Origin of the sequence: Streptomyces sp. NPDC079141 (assembly GCF_040686775.1) — a bacterium.
Lineage (GTDB): Bacteria > Actinomycetota > Actinomycetes > Streptomycetales > Streptomycetaceae > Streptomyces.
The window spans coordinates 46,968-71,634 of sequence record NZ_JBFBLP010000006.1 but is presented as its reverse complement, the minus strand read 5'-3'; the positions used below and the strand labels follow the sequence as shown (position 1 = coordinate 71,634).

Genomic DNA, 24,667 nt, shown 5'->3' with positions numbered 1-24,667 from the left:
TCCGGCGGAGGATGGGCCCCATGCACCTCACCACGACTCCGGTGCGGCCCCGCCTCGGCGAACGGATCATGGCGGCGGTCAACCGCGACCCGCGGACCGCCCCGCACGGCACCCGCAACGACGCGCTGCTGGCGGCCGCGCTCGCCGTACTCGCCGTGCTCATCGGGCTGTTCATCGACAAGGGCCGCCGCCCCGACGCGCTGGGCTGGACCCTGCTGCTCGCCGCCCATGTGCCGCTGGTGTGGCGCAGGCGGCGGCCGCTGCTCGTGTTCGCCACGGTGGCGGCGCTCGTCATGACCTACCACGTCCTCGACAACAACCACGGCGCACCCATCGGGGCCTCGCTGGTCGTGCTCTACACGATCACCGTCACCCAGCCGCCGCTGCGCTCGATCCTGGTCGCCGCCGTGGGCCTCGGCATCTCCCTGACCGCGATGCTCACCTTCGGCGAGGACAAACGGGCCGTCGACCTGCTGCGCATCTACGGCTGGGTCCTCGCCGTCATCTTCATCGGCATCGCCACCCGCTACTACCGCCAGTACGTCGCCGCCATCGTCGAACGCGCCGTACGCGCCGAACGCACCCGCGAGGAGGAGGCCCGCCGCCGGGTCGCCGAGGAGCGGCTGCGCATCGCCCGCGACCTGCACGACCTGCTCGCCCACAGCATCACGCTCATCGGCGTGCAGACCTCCGTCGCCGCGCACGTCCTGGCCGCCGACCCCGAGCGCCTGGACCGGGAGACGGTCGCCAAGGCGCTCGACGACATCGCCGAGACCTGCCGCAGCGCCCGCGGCGAACTGCGCACCACCCTGGAGGTGCTGCGCGAGCAGGGCGCGGTGGGGGAGCCGCGCGGCCCGCTGCCCGGCCTCGACGGGGTGCCCGACCTGGTGGCGGCCGCCCGGCTCGCGGGCGCCCGGGTCGACGAGGACGTACGGGTACGGCAGCTGCCGCCCGCCGTCGGCGCCGCCGCCTACCGCATCGTGCAGGAGGCGCTGACCAACGCGGTCCGGCACGCGGGCCCCGAACCGGCCGTCCACGTCGAGCTGTACGAGCGGGACGGCGCCGTCCGCCTGTCGGTTGCCGACGACGGCACCGGCCCGACCCCCGGCGGCTCGCCCGGGTTCGGACTGGTGGGAATGCGGGAGCGGGCGCGCAGCGTGGGTGGCACACTCGACGCCGGGCCGCGCAGGCAGGGCGGCTTCGAGGTGACCGCCGTACTGCCGCTGACGTCCTTGGAAGGGGCCCGATGACCATCCGCGTACTGCTCGCCGACGACCAGACCCTGGTACGGGCCGCGTTCGCGATGCTCGTGGAGTCGGCGCGGGACATGGAGGTCGTCGGCCAGGCGGGCACCGGCCGGGAGGCCGTCGCGCTGGCCCGCAGCGAACGGGCCGACCTGGTGGTGATGGACATCCGGATGCCCGACCTGGACGGCATCGAGGCGACCCGGCTGATCGCCGGCGACGAGGAACTGGCCGGGGTGCGGGTGCTCGTCCTGACCACCTACGACACCGACGAGCACATCGTGGAGGCGCTGCGGGCGGGCGCCTCCGGCTTCCTGGTGAAGGACACCCGGCCGGCCGAACTCCTCGACGCCATCCGCACGGTGGCGGCCGGGGAGGCGCTGCTCTCGCCGGGGCCGACGGCACGGCTGATCGAGCGGTTCCTGCGCAGCCCGTCCACGCCCACGGCGGGCGGCCCCGAATGCCTGTCGGAGCGGGAGCGCGAGGTGCTGGCGCTGGTCGCGCGCGGCCTCAACAACACCGAGGTGGCCGAGGCGTTGGGGCTCAGCCCGCTCACCGCGAAGACCCACGTCAGCCGCATCATGGGCAAGCTGGGCGCCCGGGACCGGGCGCAGCTGGTCATCGTGGCGTACGAGTCGGGGATGGTGACACCGGGAACCCTGTGACGGACAGGTCACTGTCTGACACTCCGTCAAGGGAGCTCGATGACCCCCCTGAGCCGCACACTCGTAGTCGCCGCTGCCCTCCTCCTCACCCCGCTCACCGCGACCGGCAAGGCCTCGGCGGCCGGCTGCGTCTCCTCCGTCCCCTACGTCTCCGGCCGGGGCGGATACGACACCTACCGCATCCCGGCGACGGTCACCACCCGCCGGGGCACCGTCCTGGCCTTCGCCGAAGGACGGCACGACGGCGCCGGCGACACCGGGAACATCGACATCGTCCTCAGACGCTCCACCGACGGCGGCTGCACCTGGGGTCCGCAGACCGTGGTCGCCGCCGGGAACGGCGACACGCGGGGCAATCCGGCGCCGGTGGTGGACCCGCGCACCGGCGCGGTCGTGCTGGTCACCTCCTACAACAGCGGTGCCGTGACGGAGGCGCAGATCATGCGGGGCGAGGCGGCGCCGCAGGACAGCCGCCGCGTCTTCGTCCAGAGGAGCTGGGACGACGGCTACCGCTTCACACCGCCGCGCGACATCACCGACCAGGTCAAGCCGTCCCACTGGCGCTGGTACGCCACCGGCCCGGGCCACGCCGTGGCGCTTCGGCGCGGCGCGCACGCCGGACGCCTGGTGGTCCCGGCCAACCACTCGGCGGCCCCGCCGCCCGGCTCCGCCGACACCGGCCAGGAGCTCCGCTACTACGGTGCCCACGCCCTCTACAGCGACGACGGCGGCACCACCTGGCGGACCGGGTACGTCGACGACTCCTACGACGGCCTGCACAACGCCAACGAGTCGACGGTCGCCGAACTCCCCGACGGCAGGCTCTACTTCAGCGCCCGCGACCAGCACGGCACCGCCGTCGGCAACCGGCTGGACAGCCACTCCGCCGACGGCGCCGAGACCCTGCTGCGCCCGTACGCGGTCCAGCCCACGCTGAACGAGGTGCCGGTGGTGCAGGGCAGCGTCCTCCAACTGCCCGACCACGGAGCGCCGTTGCTGTTCTCCGGCCCGTCCGTCCCCACCGCCCGCCAGGCCATGGCGATCTGGCGCAGCACCGACGGCGGACTGACGTTCACCAAGGCGCTGACGCTGTCGCAGCACCGGGCCGCCTACTCCGACCTGGTGCGCATCGACCGGGACACGGTCGGGATCCTGTACGAGACGGGGGTGACGGGGACGTACGAGACGATCGAGTTCCGGCGGCTGCCGGCCGGGGCGTTGTACGAGGGGATGGCCCCGGCGCGGCAGCCTTGGGGGGTCAGCGGCTGAAGTCCTGACCCAGTCGGCCCTGCGCGGAGGTCATCCCCAGCTTCGACGAGCTGAAGGAGGCCGAGCCCGTGCCGGTCACCTGGGTGGAGGTGCCCTTGAGCACCCAGACCCCACCGGCCCCGGAGTTCTCCCCCGGTGCCCCGGTGAACAGATCGGCACGCCCGTCGCCGGTGGTGTCGGCCAGGCGCACGGCGGCGCCGAAGGAGTCGGCCTGCTCGGCGGTGCCGGGCACCGACGTGGAGTTCTGGTGGAAGGACTTCGCGCCGGTCACGGTGAGCCCGGTGCCGCCGCCCAGCAGGACGGTCACCGTACCCGCGCCGGTCAGGGTGCCGATGGCCTCCCCCGGGGCGCCGATCGCGAGGTCGAGACGGCCGTCGCCGTTCACGTCGCCGAGGTCGACCGCGCTGCCGAAGCCGTCCTCCTTCTCGGCGGTGCCCGGGACACCCGCGCTGTCCTGGTGGAGCTGGACGCGCGGGCTCGCGGTGTCCGGGCCGGACGCGGTGCCGCGCACGATCTCGACGGCGCCGCCCACCTCGTTGACGTCGCCGACGCCAGGCCTGTCGTCCACATTGGCCCGACCGAGCACCATGTCGGCGTAGCCGTCCCGGTCGAGGTCGCCCACGGCGATGTCGACGCCGCCGTCCAGGAGCTCGCCGGTCTTCGCGTCCTTCAGGGTCTGCGCGGCCGCCAGCCCGTCCCGGCTGCCCGCGAAGTAGCGCACCAGGCGGGGGCCGTGGTCGCCCAGCTCCCCCGAGGAGGTCGAGACGACGCCGACGACGTCGGTGATGCCGTCGCCGTTGACGTCTCCCGTGGCGAGCGCGGGGTTGTCCCACGGCTCCCATCCCGGAATGTCATAGTCCGGGTTTTCGACCTGGAGGTCCATCGCCTCGGTGCGGGCCGGACCGGTGGTCCGGCTGAACGGGCCGTAGGAGACCGTGGTGCCGGTGGCGACGTCCTGGTGGCCGTCCCCGTCGAAGTCGCCGGCGGTCAGGACCGCGCCGAGGTTCTCGCGCTGGTACGTGCCCCTGACGGCGGTGCCGCCGGTGAGGCCGCTCTGGCCGCCCCACAGCACGGTCAGCGAGCCCGCCGCGCCGAGGGTTCCGGTGGTCTCGCCGGACGATCCGACGACGAGGTCGGTGTAGCCGTCGCCGTCCAGGTCCGTGGCCGTCATGGCGGAGCCGAACCGGTCGTAGGCCTCGGCCGTGCCCGGCACCCCGGTGGTGTTCTGGTGGTGGACCTTGCGGGTCTGGTCCTTCAGCGCGAGGGTGCGGCTGCCGTACGTCACGGCGACGTATCCGGCCTGCTGCTGGCCGCTCACGGTGGCGTGCGGCGCGGCCGCGGCCGTGTCGGCGACGCCGTCGCCGTTGAAGTCGGCCTTGGCCAGGCCGGTGGTGGTCCCGGCGGCTGGGGCGGCGGCCTGGGCCATCGGCGCGAGGGCGGCCGATGCCGCCATCGCCACGGCCGTGGCCACCGTCATACGAAGTGTGCGCTTGCGCACAGGGCCTCCTGCTCAGAGTGCGGTTGCATGACGGGTCGTCAGATCCGACCCGCACACACCACAAGACCCACGGCGAAACCGAATGGTTGTACGCACTCCACGCACACTCCATTCGGTGTTCACCTCACAGGAGACCGGCCGCCGCCAGGAACTTCCCCACCCGCTCCACCTCGGTGCCGGACAGCGGCACCTGCGGTTCGGCCGTCACCGGGCAGTCGATGACCCCGCGCAGATGCAGCGCCGCCTTGAACGCGCCGAGCGCCGAGGAACTGCCGCCCATCCGGGCCGGGTCCCCGACGCCGACGATCCCGAACAGTGCGCACAGCCGCTCCTGTTCCGCCCGCGCACCCTCCCGGTCGCCCTCCTGGAACAGCCGGTGGAGACGGACGTAGCCGTGCGGGTCGACGTTGGCCAGGCCGGGCACCGCGCCGTGGGCGCCGAGCGCCAGGGCCGCGTCGACGAGCAGCTCGGAGCCGGTCAGGACGCTGAACCCGGGATGCGCGCGGGCCCCGGTAACCACCGTGCGGAAGGAGCCCAGGTCGCCGCTGGAGTCCTTCACCCCGGCCAGCACCCGGTCGGCGGCGAGCCCCAGCAGCAGCTCGGCGGGGAGCTTGGTGTGCACGGCCGCCGGGATGTCGTAGGCGATCACCGGGACCGGACTCGCGGCCGCGATCCGGCGGTAGTGGTGGACGATCTCCGAGGGGTGGGTGCGGGCGTAGAAGGGTGCGGTGACGACGACGGCCTCGGCGCCGGCCGCGGTGACCGCCGTGACGTGGTCCAGCACCCGCGGGGTGCTCATGTCGATGGCCCCGGCGAGCACCGGGAGTTGGCCGCCCACATGTCCCACGACGGCCTCGACCACCTGCCTGCGCTGCCGGTCCGTCAGAAAGGCCGCCTCCGAGGTCGAGCCGAGCACGAACAGCCCGTGCACCCCGCCGCCCACCAGATGGTCGACCAGCCTGAGCAGCGAGTCCACGTCCACCTCGCGGTCCGGTGTCAGGGGCGTGCAGACGGGCGGAACGACACCGGTGAGCGGGATCATGAAGGCTCCCTTGCGGACTGCGCCAGGTCGCGGGTCGACCGGCCCTCCTCCACAGGATGGTGGCAGCGGAAGCGATGTCCGGGCGTGGACGCGGCGGAGAACTCCGGCATCTCCCGCTCGCACACCTCCGTCGCCCGCCAGCACCGTGTCCGGAACGGGCAGCCGCTCGGCGGACGCGTCGCCGACGGCACCGGCCCGGCCAGCGGGATCGGGTCGACCGGGTCGAGCAGCCCGGGCGTGGCGGAGAACAGGGCGCGGGTGTACGGGTGACAGGAGCGGTCCGTCACCCGGTCGGCCGGCGCCTCCTCCACGATCCGGCCCAGGTACATGGTGATCACCCGGTCGCTCATCCGCCGGACCGTCTGGATGTCGTGCGAGACGAAGACCAGGGCCAGGCCCAGGCGTTCCTTGAGGTCCAGCAGGAGGTTGAGGATCTGGGCGCGGACCGAGACGTCCAGCGCGCTCGTCGGCTCGTCCGCCACCACCAGGTCCGGGTCGAGGGCCAGGGTGCGGGCGATGGCGACGCGCTGGCGCTGGCCGCCCGACAGCTGGCCGGGCAGGGCTCCGGCGAGCGCGCCCGGCAGCCCCACCAGGGACATCAACTCCCGTACCCGGTCCTCACGTTCGCGCTTGGTGCCGTGCTCGTGCACGTCCAGCGGGTCGCGCAGGATCTGCCGGACCGTCAGCCGCCGGTTCAGGGCCGTGGCCGGGTCCTGGAAGATCATGCCGGTGCTGCGGCCCACCGTCGCCCGCCGCTCGGCCGCCGGCATCGTCCACAGGTCGCGGCCCCGGAAGGACACCGTGCCCGACGTCGGCCGGTCCACGCCCACCAGCACCTTCGCCAGCGTCGACTTGCCGCACCCCGACTCGCCCACCACGCCGACCGTCTCGCCGGGCGCCACCGCGAGGTCGGCGCCGGTCAGCGCGTACACCCGGTCCCGGGTGAACACACCGCCGCTGCGCGCCTTGTGGACGACATGGGTGCCCAACAGCTCGACGATCGCGCTCACTTCACGGCCTCCGTCGTCACCAGTTCGACCGCCGGGTGATGGCAGGCCGCCGTGTGCGTACATGTGCCCACCAGGTCCGGCGGGGTGGTGCGGCAGATCTCGCTCGCCAGCGGGCAGCGGTCGGCGAAGCGGCAGCCCTCGGGGAAGTCGGCGGGGGAGGGCACGACGCCCTTGATCTGCGTCATCCGCTCGGCCGCCCCCTCCAGCGACAGCACGCTGCCGAGCAGCCCGCGCGTGTAGTGGTGGGCCGGCGCCTCCACCAGGTCGGCGGTCACGCCCGTCTCGACGACCTGGCCGCCGTACATCACCACCACCCGGTCGGTGACGTCCGCGACCAGGGCCAGGTCGTGCGAGACGAGGATCAGCGCGAAGCCCAGCTCCGCGCGCAGCCGCAGCAGCAGGCCCATGATCTGGGCCTGCACGGTCACGTCCAGGGCGGTCGTCGGCTCGTCGGCGACGATCAGCTTCGGGTCCCGGGACAGGGACATGGCGATCAGGACGCGCTGGCGCTGGCCGCCGGAGAGCTCGTGCGGATAGCTGCGCAGGATGCGGTCGGGGTCGAGGCCGACCAGCGTCAGCAGCTCCTCGGGGCTGCGGCGGCCGCCGCGCCGGACGACCTGTTTCAGCTGGGCGCGGATGGTCATCGCCGGGTTCAGGGAGGACAGGGCGTCCTGGTAGACCATCGCCATCTCGTGGCCGAGCAGCCGGCGCCGTACCCGCATCGGCTCGGCCAGCAACTCCCGCCCGCCGAAGCGGACCTGGCCGCGCACCCGGGCGCCCCGCGGCTCCAGGCCCATCACCGCGAGCGCGGTCAGCGACTTGCCGCAGCCCGACTCGCCGACCAGGCCCAGGACTTCGCCGGGCCGCACCTCGAAGCTGATGCCGTCGACGATGTCCACGCCCCGGTGCCGGCCCTCGAAGCCGATGGCCAGGTTCTCCACGGCCAGCACCGGCCGGTCGCCCTCGGGCAGCGGCCGGGCCCGGGCGCGCAGCCGCCGGGCGGCCTCCGCGAGCCCCGGCAGCTGGACGACCTCGCCGCTGCCGGGCTCCGGCGCCTGAAGGCGGTCGCCGTCCTCGGGTACCTCGACGTCGCGGGCCGCCGGTGCCGCCCACGCGTCCGAGACCCCCTCGGAGAGGATGTTCAGCGACAGCACGGTGACCAGCATCAGCAGGCCCGGGAAGACCGTCGCCCACCAACCCCCGGTCAGCACCATGTTCTTGCCGTCCGCGATGACACTGCCCCACGACGGGTCGGGCGGCCGCACCCCCGCGCCGATGAAGGACAGCGACGCCTCGAAGACGATCGCCTCGGCGACCTGCACGGTGCAGAACACCAGCACGGGCGCCGCGCAGTTGACCGCCACGTGCCGCCACACGATGTGCGGGGTGCGGGCGCCGATCACCCGTTCCGCGGTCACATAGTCCTCGCCGTACTGGTCGAGGATGTTCGCCCGTACGACCCGCGCCACCGGCGGGGTGAACAGGAACGCGATCGCGCAGATCAGGACGGTGATCCCACCCCCGAAGACGGCCACCAGCACGGCCGCCAGCGCGATCCCGGGGAACGCCATCACCACGTCCAGGCAGCGCATCAGCGTCTCGTCGACCGCCTTGCGGGAGGTCGCCGCGACCGCCCCGATCAGCGCGCCCGCCACCAGGGCGAGCGCGGTCGCGCCGAGCCCGATCGCCAGCGACCAGCGGGCCCCGTACATCAGCCGGCTGAGGATGTCCCGGCCCAGGCTGTCCTGGCCCATCCAGTGCTCGGCGGACGGATGGCCGGTGCCGTCGACGGGCGGCTGCTGGTCGAGCGGATCGTGCGGGGCCAGGAGCGGGGCGAACACGGCGACGAACACCACCAGCGCCAGGAAGCACACGGCGAGCCTCGACAGCAGCGGAAGCCTGCGCCAGCCGCGCAGCCGGACGCCGGGCCGGGCGAGCGCCTCGGTGAGGCTCTTGCGCGTCATGATCATGCGGCGGAGTCCCTCAGTCGCGGGTTGACCAGCAGATAGAGGATGTCGATGACGAGGTTGACGACGACGAAGCCGAACGCCGTCGTGAGCACGACCCCCTGCACGACGGCCGGGTCGCCGTTCTTCACGGCGTCGATCATCAGCTTGCCCATGCCGGGCAGCGAGAAGATCGTCTCGATGACGACCGCGCCGCCCAGCAGATAGCCGACCCGCAGACCGAGCACGGTCAGCGGGTTGATCAGGGCGTTCCGCAGCACGTTGCGGCCCACGACCACCCGCGGCGGCAGCCCGCTGCCGATCGCCGTCCGGACGTAGTCCTTGTCCAGCTCCTCCACCACCGACGTCCGCACGATCCGGGTGAGCTGCGCCGCGACCGGCAGCGACAGGGCGAGCGCGGGCAGGGTCATCGTCCTGAGCCAGCCGGTGAAGGAGTCGGCCGGGTTGATGTAGCCGCCGGTCGGGAACCAGCCGAGGTCGACCGCCAGGTACTGGATCATCAGCAGCGCCAGCCAGAAGCCGGGGGCGGCCACCCCGGTCAGGGAGAGCACCCGGATGATCTGGTCGGGCAGCCGGTCGCGGTGGACGGCCGCGGTCACACCGCCGGCCAGCGACAGCACCACCGCGATGCCGAGGCCCAGGAACGTGAGCTGGAGGGTGAGCGGCAGCGCGGTCATCACCTGGTCGACCACCTCGCCGCGGGTGAGGGTGCTGGTGCCCAGGTCGCCGTGGGCCAGGTCGCCGACGAAGCCGGCGTAGCGCACGGGCAGGGGGTCGAGCAGGCCGTGCTCCTCGCGGAAGTCGTGCAGTTGCTGCGGGGTCGGGTTGGCGCCCTGGAAGAACGCGGACGCCGGGTCGACGTCGGAGAACCGCATCACCAGGAAGACGAACAGCACGATGCCGAGCGTCAGCGGCACGAGCAGGGCGATACGGCGGAGCAGGATGCGGACGACCGCGGTCATGGCCTCAGGCCCACTTGGCCTGGAGGAGGTTGATACCGGGGTACGGCTGTGCCCTTATGCCGGTGAGCCGGCCCGGGTCCCATGCCGTCATCAGCTCGTTGTGCACGACCGGGTAGAGCACGGCCTGTTCGGCGACGACGTCGATGTAGTCCTGGATCATCGCCTTCTTCCGGGCCGGGTCCGGCTCCCGCGTGGCCCGGTCCATGTCCTTGAAGAGCTGCTTGGCGACGAGGTCGTCGGCCCAACGGGTGTACTGCATCCACAGGTTGGCGGGTCCGTAGTTGTAGTGCATGATCAGGTCCGCGTCGAGGCCGAACTGGTTGGGGTTCGAGGCGGCGGCCACGACCTGGTAGTCCTGCTTCTGGTCCATCTTGGTGAAGACGGCGGTCGTCTCCTGCGGGGAGAGGGTCGTCCGCGCACCGATCGCGTCCCAGGAGGACTTGATCGTCGGCAGACAGTCCACGATCCAGCTGACGTTCACCGCGAGGATGTCGATCTTCAGCCCGCTGACCCCGGCCTGCTTCAGCAGCGCCTTCGCCCGGTCGGGGTCGTAGTCGTAGACCGTCTTCGCCCTCCGGTACGAGGGGTTGGCCTCGTTGAGGAAGGAAGTCGACGGTGTGCCATGGCCCTTGAGCGCCACCTCGACCATCTTCTCGGTGTCGACGGCGTAGTGCAGCGCCTGCCGTACCCGCACGTCGTCGAAGGGTTTGTGCCGGGTGTTGAACATCAGGAACAGGTTGTTCATCCCGGACCCGCCCGCGACCGTCAGCCCGCCGCTCTCCAGCCGGGGGGCATTGGCGTACGGGATGTTGTCCGCGATCTGCGCGCCCGCCCGGTCGCCCGAGATACGGGCGACGCGCGGGGCCGCGTCCACGATCGTCAGCCAGTTCATCCTCCGGAAGGCGGGCGGGCGCGGGCCGTTGTAGCCGTCGAAGGCCTCGAAGGTGGTGTTGGACTTCGGGTGGTGCGCGGTCTGCCGGTACGGCCCCGAGCCCACCGCGAGACCCCTGATCGCGTCGTCCCAGGCGCCCGGCCGGGAGAACACGTGCCGCGGCATGACCTTGGCCAGGGTGAGCCGTGAAATCCCCTCCGGGAAGGGGAACTTGAGCACCAGCTCGACACTGCGGTCACCGGTCCTGCGGACCTCCTTCAGCCAGCTCGCGAAGAAGCCCTTGGCGAGGGTCTGGGTGTCCGGGTCGAGGATCCGGTCGAAGACGAACACGACGTCGTCGGCGGTGACGGGCTTGCCGTCGTGGAAGGTCGCGCCCTCCCGCAGCGTGAACCGCCATGAGGTGCCGCTCAGGTCGCCCGGCACCTCGGTGGCCAGGGCCGGGTACGGCTCGCGGGAGATGGGGTCGGTGTCGAGGAGCCCCTCGTAGATGTGGTGGTTGGCCGCCATGGCGAACGCCGACGCGGTCTGGGTGGGGTCCCAGCTGCCGTCGTTGCCGTAGCCGATGACCGCCGTCAGGGTGCGGTTCGCGCCCCCGCCCCCGCCGCCCGTGTCGTTCGTGGACTCCGGCCCGGCGGAACAGGCCGCGACGGCGGCCGAGGCCCCGAGGGCGCCGGTGTACTTCAGGAACGACCGGCGGTGCAGCGCCGGCACGTCGTGGGTCACGTCGCGCACGGTTCCTCCAAGGGGGGAGTGAAGAGGAGATACGACGTCCTACGTCCTGGTCAGCCGCGACCATAGGAGCGGCCGTGGGGGCGGTCAAGGCATCGCACACGAATGGCGTATTCCGCCACAGGTCGGACCAATGGCGGTGCGAAATGGCGGGAGTTGACCCTGATGGGCGCCGGAGGTGGGACGTGGGACGTCCCGGCGCGTACGATGCCGCGCATGGCCGGGGAGACCGGGAACAGTCGCATACGGCGCGCGGTGGTCCAGCTCATCCTCGACCGCAGGCTCCGGCCGGGCGCGCCCCTGCCCACCGAGACCGAGCTGATGACGGACCTCGGCGTCAGCCGCAACTCCGTCCGCGAGGCCCTCAAGGCGCTCCAGGCGCTCGACATAGTGGAGATCCGGCACGGCTACGGCACCTATGTCGGGCAGGCCTCGCTGACTCCGCTCGTGGACGGCCTGACCTTCCGCGCCCTCGCCGGACATGACCACGACACCGGGGCGCTCGCCGAGATGCTCCAGGTGCGCGAGGTGCTGGAGGACGGGCTGCTGCGCCGGGTGGTGGCGACGATCACCGAGGCCGAGCTGGACCGGCTGGAGGAGGTGGTCGACCGGATGGGCGCCGCCGGCCGCGCGGGTCTGCCCTTCGACGAACTCGACCGGGAGTTCCACGAGTTGCTCTACGCCCCGCTCGGCAACTCCCTCGTGCCGCAGCTCCTCGGCGCCTTCTGGACCGTCTTCCGCCGTGTCTCCGGCACCCTCGGCCACCCCGGCAGGCCGGCCCCCGAACTCACCGTCCGCCGCCACCGCGACATCGTCACCGCACTGCGCGCCCGGGACGTCGAGGGCGCGCAGCACGCGATGGCGGTCCACTTCCGCGGCATCGAGGCCCGTACCGCGCCGGGCGCAGACGCATAGGGGGTGCCGCCCCCTGTAACGGCACCCCCTCTGCGCCGGCCGCCCGCCCTACGGCAGGGTCTTCTCGTACGTCTCGTCCTGGTCGGAGTCGTACAGGAGCTTGCCGTCGGCGTCGTAGCCCTTGACCCGGGGGGCCACCGTGACCTGCTGGTTCAGTTCGCCCGTGGCCACGAACCAGCCGTGGTCCAGGACGGCCTCGCCGGTCTCGCCGCCGTAGGAGACGGTCACCCTGGCCACCTTCGGGTCGACCGTGCCGATCGCACCCCACCGGAAGGGGAGCTTCCAGTTGCCGCGGTCCAGATAGGACTGCTGGTACAGCTTGCCGGCGTTCATGTCCGGCACGACCGCGGGGGTGTCCGGCCCGTAGGAGCCGCCGCTGCCCGCGTTGATGCCCTGGGCCTCGCCGTCGCGGATGTTGCAGATCATCCGCCGCTGATCGGGGTCGTCCTTGCGCACCCCGACGACGTACATGCCGTCGCCGGGCGCGTTGGAGTCGCCGGTGCTCCTCATCGCCAGGAGGATCCGGTAACCGTCCGCCCGCCCCAGGTCCGTGCCGGGCGGGCCGGCGGAGAACTTCTGGTCGTAGGCGAGGCACGCGTCGATCGCGTCCGCGGCCTGCTCGAAGGTGATCCCGTCCATGAGCTGCCCGTCCGTGGCCGGCCGCGCGGGACCGGACGGGGTCGGGGACGGTGTGGGGGAGGCGGCCCGCGTGGCACTGACCGTCGGCGTCGGTGTCGTCGCCACCTCCGAGCCCCCGCCCCCGCCGAGCGCGTACGCCCCCACGGGCATCGCGGCCAGCGTCACCAGCACCGCCCCGGCCGCCGCCACCCTGCGCCGCCGCTCCACCACGCCCCGGCGGCGGATCTCCGGGTAGGGCGCCGCCGACGGACGGATCGTGTACGCGTCCTGCGCGAGCAGCTCGCGCAACTGCTCCTCGAAGTCCCGCTCGTTGTGTTCCTCGCTCACCTGTGGGTCCCCCCGTTCGGCACATGGCTGTGGTCGGAGCCGCCCATCACCCGCGCGAGCCCCGGATACGTACGCAGCTTCGCCAGGCCCTTCGACGCCTGGCTCTTGACCGTGCCGGGCGAGCAGCCGAGCACCTCGGCGACCTCCGCCTCGGACAGGTCCTCCCAGTAGCGCATGACGACCACCGCCCGCTGTCGGGGCGGCAGTTGGGCGAGGGCGGGCAGCAGGGCGCTGCGCTCGTCGGCCCAGGCGTAGGCCTCGTCGCGGCCCGCCGTCTCCGGCGGCGCCGCGGTCAGCGCCTCCGGGACGCGCCGCTTGCGGAACCGGTCGCTGTTGCAGCTGACGAGCATCCGCCGGACATACGCCTCCGGGTTGTCGCTGCGCGCGACGCGCCGCCACGACCGGTACGCCTTCGCCAGCGCCGTCTGCGTCAGATCCTCGGCGTGGTGTGCGTCGCCCGTCAGCAGATAGGCGGTCCGCACGAGATGGGACCACCGCGCCCGGACGAATTCCTGGAACCGGTCCTCTTGTTCGGCCTGCATCAAGCACCCTCCCTCGCCCTCCAGACCACCATTGCCGCGGATTCGGTTGCCCGGGTTCCCCGGCCGGGTTGGAATGAGCGGATGGCGCAGGAGAAGGAGTGGGACGAGCGGGACCCCGGCGTGCTCCGGCTGCCCTCGGGACGCCTGATCCGGGGCCGCGCCCTGCGCCGCCCCCTCGACCCCGGGGCGCCCGCCCCCTCGTACGGGGTCTACCTCCTCGGCGCCGAACCCCCCGAAGTCCCCTGGGAGTCCCGCTGGCTGCGCTGGCCCGACTTCCGGCTCCCGGCCGACCGCGCTGAGGCCCGTGCGGTGCTGGCCGAGGCCTGGCGCCGGGCCGCGGCGGAGCGGGTCGAGGTCGCCTGCGGCGGCGGACGCGGCCGTACGGGCACGGCGCTGGCCTGTGTGGCGGTCCTGGACGGGGTCCCGCCCGCCGAGGCCGTCGCGTACGTCCGCCGCCACTACGACCCTCACGCGGTGGAGACGCCGTGGCAGCGGCGGTACGTACGACGGTTCAGCTGAGCGTCTCGGCCAGCACCGACGCCGTCTGTGCGACCAGGGCGTTGTCCCAGGCCGCGCTCTGGTCGGGCTTTGTGGTCAGCACGGCCAGGACGATCGGGGTGCCGTCCTCCGTCCAGGTGATGCCGGCGTCGTTGGCGGTGCCGTAGGAGCCGGAGCCCGTCTTGTCGGCGAGCGTCCAGGCCGGTGGCAGGCCCGCGCGGAAGCGGGCGGTGCTGGTGGTGTTGGCGAGCAGCCAGCGGGTGAGCAGCTCGCGGTCCGGGCGGCTGAGGGCGTCACCGAGGACGAGGCGGCCGTAGGTGCGGCCGATCGCCGCCGGACTGGTGGTGTCCGTGATCCGCCACGGCTCGGCCGAGTTGAGGTCCGGCTCGTAGCGGTCCAGCCGGGTCACCTCGTCGCCGAGGGAACGGGCGAAGCGGGTGATCGCGGTGGGTCCGCCCAGCTCGCGCAGCACCAGGTTGGCCGAGGTGTTGTCGCTGTGCGTGATGGCGAACTCGCACAGCTCCGCGATCGTCATGCCGTCGGCCAGGTGCTCCCTGATCCGGTCCGGGACCGGCGCCACCAGGTCGGCCTCGGTGTAGTGGATCCGGCGGGCGAGCACCTCGCCGTCGCGGTCCAGGTCGCGCAGGACGGCGGCGGCCGCCAGCGTCTTGAACAGCGAGCACATCGGGAAGAGTTCGTCGGCGCGGTACCGGACGGTTCTGCGCGTGGCGAGGTTGTGGGCGTACACGCCGAGGCGGGCGCCGTGCCGCTCCTCCAGCTCGCACAGGCGCGCGTTGACGGAGCCGGCCGGGGCGGCCTGGGCGGGCCCGCCGGCGAACAGGGCGGCGGCGGTGGCGGTGCCGGCCGCGAGGAGCGTACGGCGGGTCATCTGGGACTGGGCGGGGCTTAAGATCTCGGACTCCTTCGCTCGGTTCCACGGCGTCGATCTTCTTCAGTGATCGACGCCGTGGACCCGCCGCCGGTTGCTCATGCGCGGGGGCCGGCGTCGTGGGCCTGCCTCCGGTTGCTCACTTGCGGCGGTCGGCGTCGTGGGCCCGCCGCCGGTTGCTCTCGCGGCGGCCGACGCCGTGGGGTCGCCCTTGTTCGCTCACTCGCAGTGGACGTCCCCGTCCGGCCGCTCGCCCGTCGCCAGGAAGCGGGAGACGAGACGGTCGCCGCACTCGGTGCCGTTGGCCAGGTAGGCGTCGTGGCCGGTGGCGTCGTTGGTCACCATGACCGCCCGGGCGCCGAACGCCTCGCGCATCTTCAGGGCGCTGCTGAGCGGGGTGGCCACGTCACGTGCGTTCTGCACGAGCAGCACGTTGGACGGACCCCGGTCGGTGATCCTGACCGGCGCCTCCTTCGGCGGGAACGGCCAGGCGGCGCACAGCATCGCGTTCCGCGGCATGCCCGCGGTCAGCGGGAACTCGGCCCGGCTCTTCGTGACGCCCTTCTGGTACACGGCGGGGTCCGAGGGCCACGCGGCGTCGTTGCATATGGTCCCCGCGGCCACCGCGATCACGTTCTGGAGCAGCTCCTCCGGTGGGGCCGGGGGCACCGCGGGCACCGTGCCCTCGCGGGCTGCCCGGATCAGCTGGGCCAGCTGGGGGAAGCCGTCCGGGTCGTACAGGGCCGTGAGCATGGCCTGGCGCAGTTCGGTGCCGTCCAGCACGGGCGGGTTGGCGCCCGGCCAGGGGATCGGATCGCGGTCGAGACGGTCGGCCAGGGCCAGGAACTGCGACCGCACCTGCTCGGGGGTCAGGGCGACGCGGTCCGGATTGCCGGGCCTGGACGCCCACTTGGCGAACTCCGGGAAGACGTCCTCCACGCCCCGCTCGAACGCCGCCAGCCAGGTGCGCTCGACCCGGACGGGATCGGGGTTGCCGTTGCTGTCCAGCACGATCCGGTCGGTGCGCTTCGGGAACAGCTCGGCGTAGACCGCGCCGACGTACGTGCCGTAGGAGACGCCCCACGCGGACAGCTTGCGCTCGCCGAGCGCCGCCCGGATGCGGTCGATGTCACGGGCCTCGTTGGCGGTGCTGATGTGCCGGATCAGCTCGCCGCCGTTCTGGGCGCAGGCGTCCGACATGCGTTGGGCGGAGACCATGGTCTCGGTGACGGAGCCGTCGGCGGCGGGCCAGGGCCGCAGCTTCGAGGCGGCCAGGTCGCGCTGTTCCAGGTCGCAGGTGACGGAGGTGGACGGGGCCATCCCGCGCGGGGCGAAGCCGATCAGGTCGTAGGCGTCGCGGACCTCCTGCGGGAGCTTCTGCCCCTTGTCCGAGGGGTCGCCGAGACTGTCGCCGCCGGGACCGCCGGGGATCAGCAGCAGCGCGCCGCGGCGGGCGGCGGGATTCTCGGAGGGGATACGGGAGATGACGAGGTCGATCTGCCGGCCGTCGGGGTCGGCGTAGTCCAACGGCACGGAGACGGTCGCGCACTTCTGCCGGGGGTCGAGCCCTTCGCCTTCGCACGCGGTCCACTCAAGGGCGTCGGCACGCTCGCCGCCGCCACCGCCGTCGAACGCGCCGGCGGGCACGGCGAGACCGAGGACGACACCGGCCGCGGCGATCAGGGCCGCACTTCTCGTGATCTGCTTCATGCACAGCAGCCTCGCGGATCTTGACAGTCCGTCACATCCGGGTAACAGCCTGATGTGCACGGGGGATTACCCCCATACCCGCCCTCGGGATGACCCCTGGGGGTCACAGATGCAGCGTCATCACCAGCCGGTCCTCGTCGGGCCCGAAGTAGTCCTTGTGCACACCCTCGTCGGACGAGAAGCCGATCGACCGGTACAGCACGATCGCGGCGGCGTTCGTCGGCTCCACCGTCAGCCGGACCTCGTGCACACCCTCGGTGCGCATCCGGCGCAGCACCTCCAGCATCAGCCGCCGGCCCAGTCCCCGCCCCCGCTGGTCACGGGTGACGCCCAGGCTGACGATCCAGCCCTGGTAGCCGTCGGAGGTGGTGAGGAAGAGGACGTAGCCGTGCAGCTGGTCCCCGTCGTCCAGGACGAGGATGCGGTCGCCGTGCACGTCGTACAACTGGCGCAGCACGAAGTAGGGGTAGGGCTCCTCGGGGAACGCCTCGCGGTCGACGCGGACGAGTTCGGGCAGGTCCGCCTCGGTGACGCCTCTCATCGTCAGGGGCCGGTCGATGAACGCGCGGTCGCGGAAGAGGGCGGGTCCGGTGCGGCCGCCACGCGAAGGGAAACGTTCCTCTGGAATGGCCGCCATGCCGCCCCCTGCGGATAGGAGTCAATGGTGCGTTGACACCCGTACGGGTGGTACGAGTGGGACGCGAGATGTCTGCCTTTCGGGTGTGTTCGGCAGAGTTCCGACCATCTTGGGCGGGGTGATACGGCCGTTCAAGGCCGCATCGGCTCACAGGAATCCATTCGCCACGATGCGCCCCTGATGCGCCCCGCCCCCGTCGCTGTTTCGTCACATTGGCGCAGAGGGGATCCATGGTGCCCCCGGCGTTGGTACCGTTGAAGAATGACCTTGAGATCCTCGGGGGATGCCCAGCTGAATGCGGACGTGTCCTGGGCGGCATTCGACCCGATCGCCTACGTTGATCACAATTACCGCGACTTACAGGCTGAGGACGCGGAGATCCTTTCCATCATCCGGGATCATTTCGGCGATCATTTCCGGAAGCGGGCCGTCGGACCTGTTTCGGGGATCGACGTGGGCGCCGGTGCGAACCTCTATCCCGCGCTCGCCATGCTGCCCTGGTGCGACGAGATCACTCTCTACGAGCGCTCGTCCGCCAATGTGCGCTACCTCAGGAGCCAAGTCGGCTCCTACGACGGCAACTGGGACCAGTTCTGGCGCGTGTTGTGCAAGAACGACGCCTATGCCGCCTTCGACATGGACCCGCGGGCCCGGTTCCGTGATGTCGTCACGGTCCGGCCGGGCAATCTCTTCGACCTCGTGCGGCACGAGGGGGAGTGGGCCCTGGGCACCATGTTCTTCGTCGCCGAGTCGATGACCTCCTCCCACGAGGAGTTCCACCGGGGCGTCGAGTGCTTCCTGCGCGCCCTGGCCCCCGGGGCGCCCTTCGCCGCGGCCTTCATGGAGCATTCGAAGGGCTATCACGCGGGTGAGCATTTCTTCCCCGCCTGCGACGTGGGCGAGTCGGAGGTGTATGCGAGCCTGGAGCGTTTCGCCGACGACTTCAAGACCACCCGGCTCAAATCCTCGGCCGCCGTGCGCGACGGCTATTCCGGAATGATCGTCGCCTATGGGCGGCGAAATTCGGATTCGCGTATTCCGCCGGCCGTTCGCTGACCGGCGCCGTTCGGCGACTGAATCCTCGGGCACAACAGAAGAGGGTTTTCCTCCATTGATGGCAGTGCGGCCTGTGTGAGGGGCATGGGATGCAGATCAAGCCACGCCAGCATCTGCTGGACATCTGGCAGGCGCTCGCTCGCCACTCGTTCGAGGGCGGAGGGTGGAACTGGGGCGACTGGGGCGGTGAGAGCAGCGTCGCCGACGCGGAGCGGCTGCTCTGCCTCCTCTACCCCGCCACGGAGATTCCCGCCTTCCGGCTGGACGATCCGGACACCACGCAGGACGACGTCCAGCAGGCCATGAGGAAGGCGGGCGGCCGGCTCGACATCCCGGCCAACCTGGTCACCGCGGCGGCCGAGTTCATGCGCCGTCACACCGGCGAGGACAAGCGGCCCACGTTCGCCGGGGGTTACTACTTCGGCACCGCGGACAAGAACGAGGAACTCACCGAGGAACAGCGCCAGGTCGGCGTCGTCGACTCCTTCTCGATGTCCATCACCCTGTGCCTGGCCACACTCGGCTTCCTCAAGGTCTACGAGACCAAGACCCGGCGCACCGACATCAAGGAGACCATCGCCGATCTGCGCGCGGCCACCAGCAACCGCCTCACCGCCGCCATGGTGAGCCTGCTGCGCTCCTTCACCGTCAACGTCTTCGACACCGACTCCTCCCAGGGACAGACGCTCAGCGAACTCCTCGGCCAGGGACGGCTGTCGCAGCGCCAGGTGCTGAAGAAATTCCAGGAGCGCTTCCGGCCGCTGCGCGCCGCGATCGTCGAGAGCCTCCTCCTCGGTATCGACGTCGAGGAAGGACTCAAGGACGAGAACCAGCTCTTCGAGTGCGGCTGGGCCTGGACCCTGGTGAAGGACGCCCCCGAGGTCGAGACCGACGAACCCATCGGCCCCCAGCCCGAAGGCGTCGCCAACGCGGTGCCCTACCTCTACTTCACCGTCGTCGCCCTCGACGGCATCCAGGACCTGTTCTCCGACCGCACCCTCACCCTGGGCCTGCTCAACGCCGAACAGCAGAAGCTCGCCGAGGCGCTCCGGCTGCGCTGGGAACTGACCCAGCAGTACTGGTCCCGCATCGCCCGCTTCGACGCCGACCGCTGGCCCCTGGAGGACATCCCCTGGCGTACGACGGGACAGAAACTGGAGTCCGAGTACTTCTCCCTCTCCGTCACCGCCATCCTCGTGCACGACCTCATGCGGCGCCGGGCCACCGACGAGGAGCTGACCCGCACCGTCCGCATCATGGAGCGCCTCGCCGAACGCGGCCGTATCACCAGCCGGATGACGCAGGACGACCCCATGGTCCACCAGCTGCACAACGTGGGCGTCGCCCTGCCCCTCCAGGGCAGCGAACGCATCGGCCCGCCCATGACCTGGTCCATGAGCGACTTCTCGGCGCAGCTGCTGAAGCGGACCGTCCAACTGTGCACGCTCTCCCGCAACCTGGCCTCGCACGACCGGCTCCTCGGGCTCGCCGAGAGCGTCTTCGACCACATGTGGCGCCGGCGCATCCGGGACGGCGAGGGCGTCGGCCTGTGGGACAACGTCCACGCCGCCTACCCCGAGGCGGACATCCTCAAGCGGCGCGTGCCGGTGTCGTGGAGCATCACCGAGCGGGTCACCGAGGTGATGGTGTCGGCCCACCAGATGTACCAGCAGCCACCGATCCGCAGCCTCGAACTGATCGAACTGTCCAAGGCGTTGCTCAGCGAGGCCGCCCATCTGCTGGGCAACGAGCAGATGGAACCCGCGCCCAAGGACGACGGCCGGCACGGCATGCAACTGCGCAACATCGAGGTCAAGCTGCGCCGCGCCCGCAGCCTGGTGGACGAACAGCCCGGTACCTCCTACTCGTTGGCCCTCGACGTGCTCGGCCAGATCGACGCCCTCGCCCGGGCCCGCGACGCCGCGTCCCAGGGAGTGTGACCCGTGCTGATCTTCGCGGCCTCCGACAAGGGAGGCACGGGCCGCTCGGTCACCAGCGCCAACCTCGCCTACCACCGGGCGCTGGCCGGGGACGACGTCTGCTACCTGGACTTCGACTTCGGCTCGCCCACCGCCTCCGCCGTCTTCGACGTGCCCGACGCCCGCCAGGCCGCCGAGGACCGCGGACTGCACTCGTATCTGGTGGGCGAGGTAGGCGAACCCGTCCGGGTCGACGTCTGGGCGGACACCGAGCACCGGGTGCTGCGCAACCGGCCGCCCGGCTCCGGCCGGCTGGTGCTGATGCCGGGCGACCTCAGCGGCGGCGAGTTCGCCACCACCGACGACAACCTGCGGCGCTGCGTGGATCTGCTGCTGCGGCTCAACTCCGAGTTCGACCTGATCATCGTGGACCTCAGCGCCGGCCGTTCCTACGCCGTCGACATGGCCCTGGAGGCCACCTCGCAGCCCGAGATGAGCGGCGTCGAGGCCCGCTGGCTGGTCTTCCACCGCTGGACCCGCCAGCATGTGGCGGCCGCCGCGAGCCTGGTCTTCGGCAAGCGCGGCATCGTCGCCGGCGGCGTCGCCCGCGGCCATGACGAGGACGCCCTGCGCGGCGCCGTACGCTTCGTCCGGGCCGCCGTGCCCGACCCCGGATCCGCGCTGTGGTCGCAGGTGTCGGCCACCCAGTCGGCGTGGATGCGCGAGTGCGACCGCGACCTCAAGCAGCTCGCCTCCGCCCACGGCATCGGCTACAGCCAGGTCCTGGGCGCCGTACCCCTCGAACCCGTGCTCCAGTGGCGCGAGCAGCTCATCACCGACGAGGACGTCCTCGACAGCCAGATCGCCAACATGGAGACCTGGCAGGCACTCAGCGAACTGGCCGGCCGGCTCACCGACGACAAGTACTGGGAGCAGGCATGAGCGACGTCGTCTTCCGGGAGACCAGCGCCGAGCCACGCACCCAGTCCGTGCCGCTGGCCCACCTCTCCCTGGAGCTGGGCCACCTCTACATGGAGGACTTCGAGGCCGGACCCGAGCGGCTGGGCGAGCACTTCGCGGAGGTGCGGATCTGGGCCGAGGCCGCCCGCGCCTCCGCCGCCCGGCGGGCCGGCGGCAACCGGCCCCGGATCAGCACCTGCTTCCTCGTCGACGACTACTTCACCCGCTTCTCCACCCCCGCCGAACTCATCCCCGTCGTCCTCAAGGAAGCCGAGAAGGCCGGCCTCACCATCGACTACCTGGCCCGCGAGTCCGGCTGTGCCGTCGCCGACCGGATCGAACTCGCCGAGTCCGTCATGCACCGCCTCGTCGAGTCCCCGCCGCCCGGCTCCCACGGCTCCCGCCCGCCCGTCAGCCAGACCGGCTGGCTCGCCAACGGGCAGCGCAGCCCCGGCCGCGGCGCCGCCCTCGCCGAGGTCACCGGCTGGCAGCCGCCCCAGGAGACCGCCGCCCGCAACCACTCCGTCTTCATGGACGTGGAGCTGTGGTCCGACAAGGACGGCCGGCGCCTGTGGTCCTGCCCGTTCCTGGCCGCCGTATGGCAACTGGCCCGGCTCGGCCTGCTGCGCCACCTCGGCGAGCCCGTGCTGACCCCCCGGCAGTGGGACGGCGCCGACTTCCCGCACGACTGGGACCGGCTGCCGCCGCTGCTGCGGCTCAACCCCGACGCCGCCCCGTTCAGCGCGTACCGCACCTGCACCGTGATGCCCAACCGTTTCCTCGCCGTCGAGGACGCCGTACGCCTGATCCTGGACCAGATAGACGTCGACTCCGAAGCCCTCCGCCAGGTCGCCGCGCGATCCGCCGGCGAGAAGGCCGAGGTCCCCGCGGCGGTCGCCCAGCGCGCCGCCTACGTCTTCTACGAGGAGCCCGCGGACTCCTCCGCCGAGGGGGCCTGAGATGGTGGCCCCCGGACAGTCGGCGCGTCCGGTCCTCGCCTGCGGCGAGGTGCGCACCTGTCTGCTGCCGTCCTTCCACGCACTGGACGGCCGGGCCGCGGCCGCGCTGCTCAGGCTGCGCGCCGACGAACACGTCCGGGTCTCCGAGCGGCCCAACCTGTATGTGCGCTCCCCGGAGGTCCTCACCGGAGTGGACTGCCGGCTGCCCACCGCCAACGGCGCCCGCGTCCGGGCCGTCGGCACGGTGGCCGCCCGGGCCGTGCTCACCGAGGGCCGCGTGCTCCAGTCGACCGCCTGGTTCAGCGCCCCGGACTCCGGCCCCGACCTGCGCCGCCCCTGGGGCCACTACCTCGTGCGGCCGGGCCTCGTCGAACCCTTCGGCAAGCTGCCCGAACAGGCCACCGCCGAGGGCGTCCTGCGCGGCGCCGGGCGCGGCGAACTCGACCTCGGGATGATCGCCGAGGGGCTGCTCGCCGGGCTCCTGCGCCATCCCCTCCTCGACCACAAGGCGCCCTTCAAGTCCCGCCGCACCCACCTGCGTTGGGTCGCGCGCCGGGCCCCGGCCGGCGAGGGCCCGGCGCTCACCCGGTTCACGCTGGCCGAGGACGGGCTGCGGACCGTGCAGCTGCGGCTGCCCGAGGACACCCCGGCGGCCGCGGCGGCCGGCCTGTGCGAGGACCTCGCCCTGCACGACTGGCTGCTGACGACCGTTCAGCACATGCTGGAGAACAGCCGGCCCGGCGCGGCGGACGGCCCCGCGGCCGTCCTCGCCCTGCGCCCGGCCGTCGATCACCTGCTCCATGTGTGGATGCCACGCGCGCACGTGGACCGCACGCTGGCCCAGCTGTGGGACGAACTGGAGCAGGAACCGGGCTTCACCCGCCAGTGGCGGAACCTGGTTCAGCGCATCCGTGACCAACTGGCCGTCCAGGCCATTCCGTTGCTGCACGAGGCACTGAGTTCGCGCTGAGGCGGCTGGACAAGACACCCGACGGGGGAGCGACATGAGCGGAGCGACGACAGGGGAAACAGGGGCGCTGCCGCAGCCTGAAGAGGAACGCCGCTCGAAGCTGTTCCGCAAGACGCTGGTGACGGTGTCGCTGGCCGCGGGCACCTTCGTGCTGACCAATGTGCTGACGCCGGACGCCAGCGAGGTCTGGCAGTGGATGATGTCCGTCATGGTCGGCAGCGCCGTGCTGATCGTGCAGTACCTGGTGGACTTCGGGGAGCGGCTGGAGGCCGTGGAGGACGCCCAGAAGCGCCGGATACGCGGGATGCGGGACAGCCTGGCCGACCACCACCGCGAGATGCGGTCGGCGGTCGACGAGAGCTTCGCCAAGATCAACGCGGCGACGGAGCTGTTCAGCCAGGTCGACCGGTCCGTCCTGCGCTCCGACGGCGTGACCCGGCTGGCCCGCAAGTACACCCAGGTCGGCGAGCACGGCTCGGAGATCGTGAAGCGGTTCGCGCAGGAGGAGATCGCCGGTCTCGCCTTACTGATGGAGAACCTCAGCAACGGCACCGCGGACTGCCCCGGCGAGAACAACGAGTGGATCCTCACCCTGACCGCGTGCACGAAGAAGACCCTCTACGCCACCAGTACCTCCGTGGACCGGGACTTCTGGTCCAGCGGGCCCGGCAAGCGCTATCTCGTCGCGCAGGGCGACGCCATCCGTAAACGGGGCGTGGAGATACGGCGGCTGTTCCTGGTGGACAGCCCCGCCGAGATCACCGAGGCCCTGGAGAAACTCTGCGCGAGACAGCGCAGGTTCGGCATCGACGCGCGTATCTGCGACCAGTCGCAGCTGGACGGCGTCCCGGTGACCTCGGTGAACGACTTCATCATCTTCGACGGCGAACTCTGCTACGAGATCGAGCCCGACGTACGGGCCGCCCCCAGCAAGACCCTGCTGAAGATGACCCCGGACCATGTCGCCGAACGCGTCGAACGCTTCAACGACCTCTGGGAGGCCAGCACCCCGGAGGACGAGCTCGGGCCGGACCCCACCCGAGTCTAGGCACGCAAAGCCACCGTGGTGATGCGAAGAGTGAAATCCGGTGGGTGCGGGGAACCAACGGGACGAAGAAGCGCAGGAAACGCGGAAGGAATTTCTGCGGTGAAGCCACCCCTCGGTTCATACGTCATCGACACCCGCACCGGAAGGATCGGCATCGTCATGGGGCACGTAGGACCCTACGTCCAGCTCAGACCGTACGGCGGCGGCCGGGAGTGGGACGCCGCGCCGGAGGCCGTGCGCCGCGCCACCTCTGCCGAGCGGGCCCGTGCGGCTGCCGCGCACACCTGCGGTGAGGTGCCTTGACGCGGGGACGTTAGGGT

General features: G+C 71.7%; 23 protein-coding genes. 12 read left to right on the top strand and 11 right to left on the bottom strand.

Translation table 11 applies throughout. The annotated features are described in order from the left end of the window. Window positions 1–20: 20 nt before the first annotated feature. Genes AB0Q90_RS18900 through AB0Q90_RS18890 form a run of 3 tightly spaced genes read left to right on the top strand, consistent with a single transcriptional unit; the run spans window position 21 to window position 3,178 of the window. Entirely contained in the window at window positions 21–1,250 is a 1,230-nt protein-coding gene (locus AB0Q90_RS18900; RefSeq protein ID WP_363160149.1) for a histidine kinase, read from the top strand. After that, the gene (locus AB0Q90_RS18895) at window positions 1,247–1,909 is read left to right on the top strand and encodes a response regulator transcription factor (RefSeq protein ID WP_363160148.1); all 663 of its coding nucleotides are present in this window, start codon (window positions 1,247–1,249) and stop codon (window positions 1,907–1,909) included. The genes AB0Q90_RS18900 and AB0Q90_RS18895 overlap by 4 nt, the downstream gene beginning before the upstream one ends. 39 nt (window positions 1,910–1,948) lie before the next feature. After that, on the top strand, window positions 1,949–3,178 hold the full coding sequence (locus AB0Q90_RS18890) for a sialidase family protein (RefSeq protein ID WP_363160147.1): 1,230 nt from the start codon (window positions 1,949–1,951) through the stop codon (window positions 3,176–3,178). On the opposite strand, the gene AB0Q90_RS18885 is transcribed toward AB0Q90_RS18890, so the two are convergent. The 6 genes from AB0Q90_RS18885 to AB0Q90_RS18860 form a co-directional block, all read right to left on the bottom strand. Then, on the bottom strand, window positions 3,168–4,676 hold the full coding sequence (locus AB0Q90_RS18885) for an FG-GAP and VCBS repeat-containing protein (RefSeq protein WP_363160146.1): 1,509 nt from the start codon (window positions 4,674–4,676) through the stop codon (window positions 3,168–3,170). The two genes, AB0Q90_RS18890 and AB0Q90_RS18885, sit on opposite strands and share 11 nt — an antisense overlap. Before the next feature lie 124 nt (window positions 4,677–4,800). Next, window positions 4,801–5,718 (bottom strand): dihydrodipicolinate synthase family protein, encoded by a 918-nt coding sequence (locus AB0Q90_RS18880; protein ID WP_363160145.1) that lies wholly within the window; start codon window positions 5,716–5,718, stop codon window positions 4,801–4,803. Beyond that, window positions 5,715–6,728 (bottom strand): ABC transporter ATP-binding protein, encoded by a 1,014-nt coding sequence (locus AB0Q90_RS18875; RefSeq protein ID WP_363160144.1) that lies wholly within the window; start codon window positions 6,726–6,728, stop codon window positions 5,715–5,717. Before AB0Q90_RS18875 ends, AB0Q90_RS18880 begins: the two co-directional genes overlap by 4 nt. Then, a complete protein-coding gene (locus tag AB0Q90_RS18870) occupies window positions 6,725–8,698 on the bottom strand; it encodes a dipeptide/oligopeptide/nickel ABC transporter permease/ATP-binding protein (protein ID WP_363160143.1) in 1,974 nt (657 codons plus the stop codon). The genes AB0Q90_RS18875 and AB0Q90_RS18870 overlap by 4 nt, the downstream gene beginning before the upstream one ends. Next, the gene (locus tag AB0Q90_RS18865) at window positions 8,695–9,657 is read right to left on the bottom strand and encodes an ABC transporter permease (protein WP_363160142.1); all 963 of its coding nucleotides are present in this window, start codon (window positions 9,655–9,657) and stop codon (window positions 8,695–8,697) included. Before AB0Q90_RS18865 ends, AB0Q90_RS18870 begins: the two co-directional genes overlap by 4 nt. A 4-nt stretch (window positions 9,658–9,661) precedes the next feature. Beyond that, window positions 9,662–11,281 (bottom strand): ABC transporter substrate-binding protein, encoded by a 1,620-nt coding sequence (locus AB0Q90_RS18860; protein ID WP_363160141.1) that lies wholly within the window; start codon window positions 11,279–11,281, stop codon window positions 9,662–9,664. A 204-nt stretch (window positions 11,282–11,485) separates the two neighbouring features. On the opposite strand from AB0Q90_RS18860, the gene AB0Q90_RS18855 reads away from it, so the two are divergent. Further along, window positions 11,486–12,193 (top strand): FadR/GntR family transcriptional regulator, encoded by a 708-nt coding sequence (locus tag AB0Q90_RS18855; protein ID WP_363160359.1) that lies wholly within the window; start codon window positions 11,486–11,488, stop codon window positions 12,191–12,193. 48 nt (window positions 12,194–12,241) lie between these two features. Here the strand turns inward: AB0Q90_RS18855 and AB0Q90_RS18850 are convergent, their stop codons facing one another. Next, entirely contained in the window at window positions 12,242–13,159 is a 918-nt protein-coding gene (locus tag AB0Q90_RS18850; RefSeq protein ID WP_363160140.1) for a hypothetical protein, read from the bottom strand. Beyond that, window positions 13,156–13,701: a SigE family RNA polymerase sigma factor gene (locus AB0Q90_RS18845; RefSeq protein WP_363160139.1), complete on the bottom strand. Its 546-nt coding sequence runs from the start codon at window positions 13,699–13,701 to the stop codon at window positions 13,156–13,158. Before AB0Q90_RS18845 ends, AB0Q90_RS18850 begins: the two co-directional genes overlap by 4 nt. Before the next feature lie 81 nt (window positions 13,702–13,782). On the opposite strand from AB0Q90_RS18845, the gene AB0Q90_RS18840 reads away from it, so the two are divergent. Then, entirely contained in the window at window positions 13,783–14,220 is a 438-nt protein-coding gene (locus tag AB0Q90_RS18840) for a protein phosphatase (RefSeq protein WP_363160138.1), read from the top strand. Here AB0Q90_RS18840 and bla read toward each other — a convergent pair. The 3 genes from bla to AB0Q90_RS18825 form a co-directional block, all read right to left on the bottom strand. After that, entirely contained in the window at window positions 14,213–15,088 is an 876-nt protein-coding gene (gene bla / locus AB0Q90_RS18835) for a class A beta-lactamase (RefSeq protein ID WP_363160137.1), read from the bottom strand. The genes AB0Q90_RS18840 and bla overlap by 8 nt on opposite strands. A 219-nt stretch (window positions 15,089–15,307) precedes the next feature. Further along, on the bottom strand, window positions 15,308–16,798 hold the full coding sequence (locus tag AB0Q90_RS18830) for an alpha/beta hydrolase (RefSeq protein WP_363160136.1): 1,491 nt from the start codon (window positions 16,796–16,798) through the stop codon (window positions 15,308–15,310). Window positions 16,799–16,901: 103 nt separating this feature from the next. Then, window positions 16,902–17,435: a GNAT family N-acetyltransferase gene (locus AB0Q90_RS18825; RefSeq protein WP_363160135.1), complete on the bottom strand. Its 534-nt coding sequence runs from the start codon at window positions 17,433–17,435 to the stop codon at window positions 16,902–16,904. 261 nt (window positions 17,436–17,696) lie between these two features. Between AB0Q90_RS18825 and AB0Q90_RS18820 the strand changes: the two genes are divergently transcribed. From AB0Q90_RS18820 to AB0Q90_RS18790, 7 genes are all read left to right on the top strand, one after another. Then, entirely contained in the window at window positions 17,697–18,491 is a 795-nt protein-coding gene (locus tag AB0Q90_RS18820) for an SCO2525 family SAM-dependent methyltransferase (RefSeq protein ID WP_363160134.1), read from the top strand. A gap of 89 nt (window positions 18,492–18,580) precedes the next feature. After that, the gene (locus AB0Q90_RS18815) at window positions 18,581–20,431 is read left to right on the top strand and encodes an SCO2524 family protein (protein WP_363160133.1); all 1,851 of its coding nucleotides are present in this window, start codon (window positions 18,581–18,583) and stop codon (window positions 20,429–20,431) included. A gap of 3 nt (window positions 20,432–20,434) precedes the next feature. After that, entirely contained in the window at window positions 20,435–21,352 is a 918-nt protein-coding gene (locus AB0Q90_RS18810) for an SCO2523 family variant P-loop protein (RefSeq protein ID WP_363160132.1), read from the top strand. After that, complete coding sequence (locus AB0Q90_RS18805; protein ID WP_363160131.1) at window positions 21,349–22,329, top strand: SCO2522 family protein; 981 nt, start codon at window positions 21,349–21,351, stop codon at window positions 22,327–22,329. Before AB0Q90_RS18810 ends, AB0Q90_RS18805 begins: the two co-directional genes overlap by 4 nt. Window position 22,330: 1 nt before the next feature. Beyond that, window positions 22,331–23,299 (top strand): SCO2521 family protein, encoded by a 969-nt coding sequence (locus tag AB0Q90_RS18800; RefSeq protein ID WP_363160130.1) that lies wholly within the window; start codon window positions 22,331–22,333, stop codon window positions 23,297–23,299. 34 nt (window positions 23,300–23,333) lie between these two features. Continuing rightward, window positions 23,334–24,347, top strand: a complete 1,014-nt coding sequence (locus AB0Q90_RS18795) for a DUF6879 family protein (RefSeq protein ID WP_363160129.1) — start codon at window positions 23,334–23,336, stop codon at window positions 24,345–24,347. Between the two features lie 99 nt (window positions 24,348–24,446). Beyond that, window positions 24,447–24,650, top strand: a complete 204-nt coding sequence (locus tag AB0Q90_RS18790) for a hypothetical protein (protein ID WP_363160128.1) — start codon at window positions 24,447–24,449, stop codon at window positions 24,648–24,650. The last annotated feature ends 17 nt before the right edge of the window (window positions 24,651–24,667 follow it).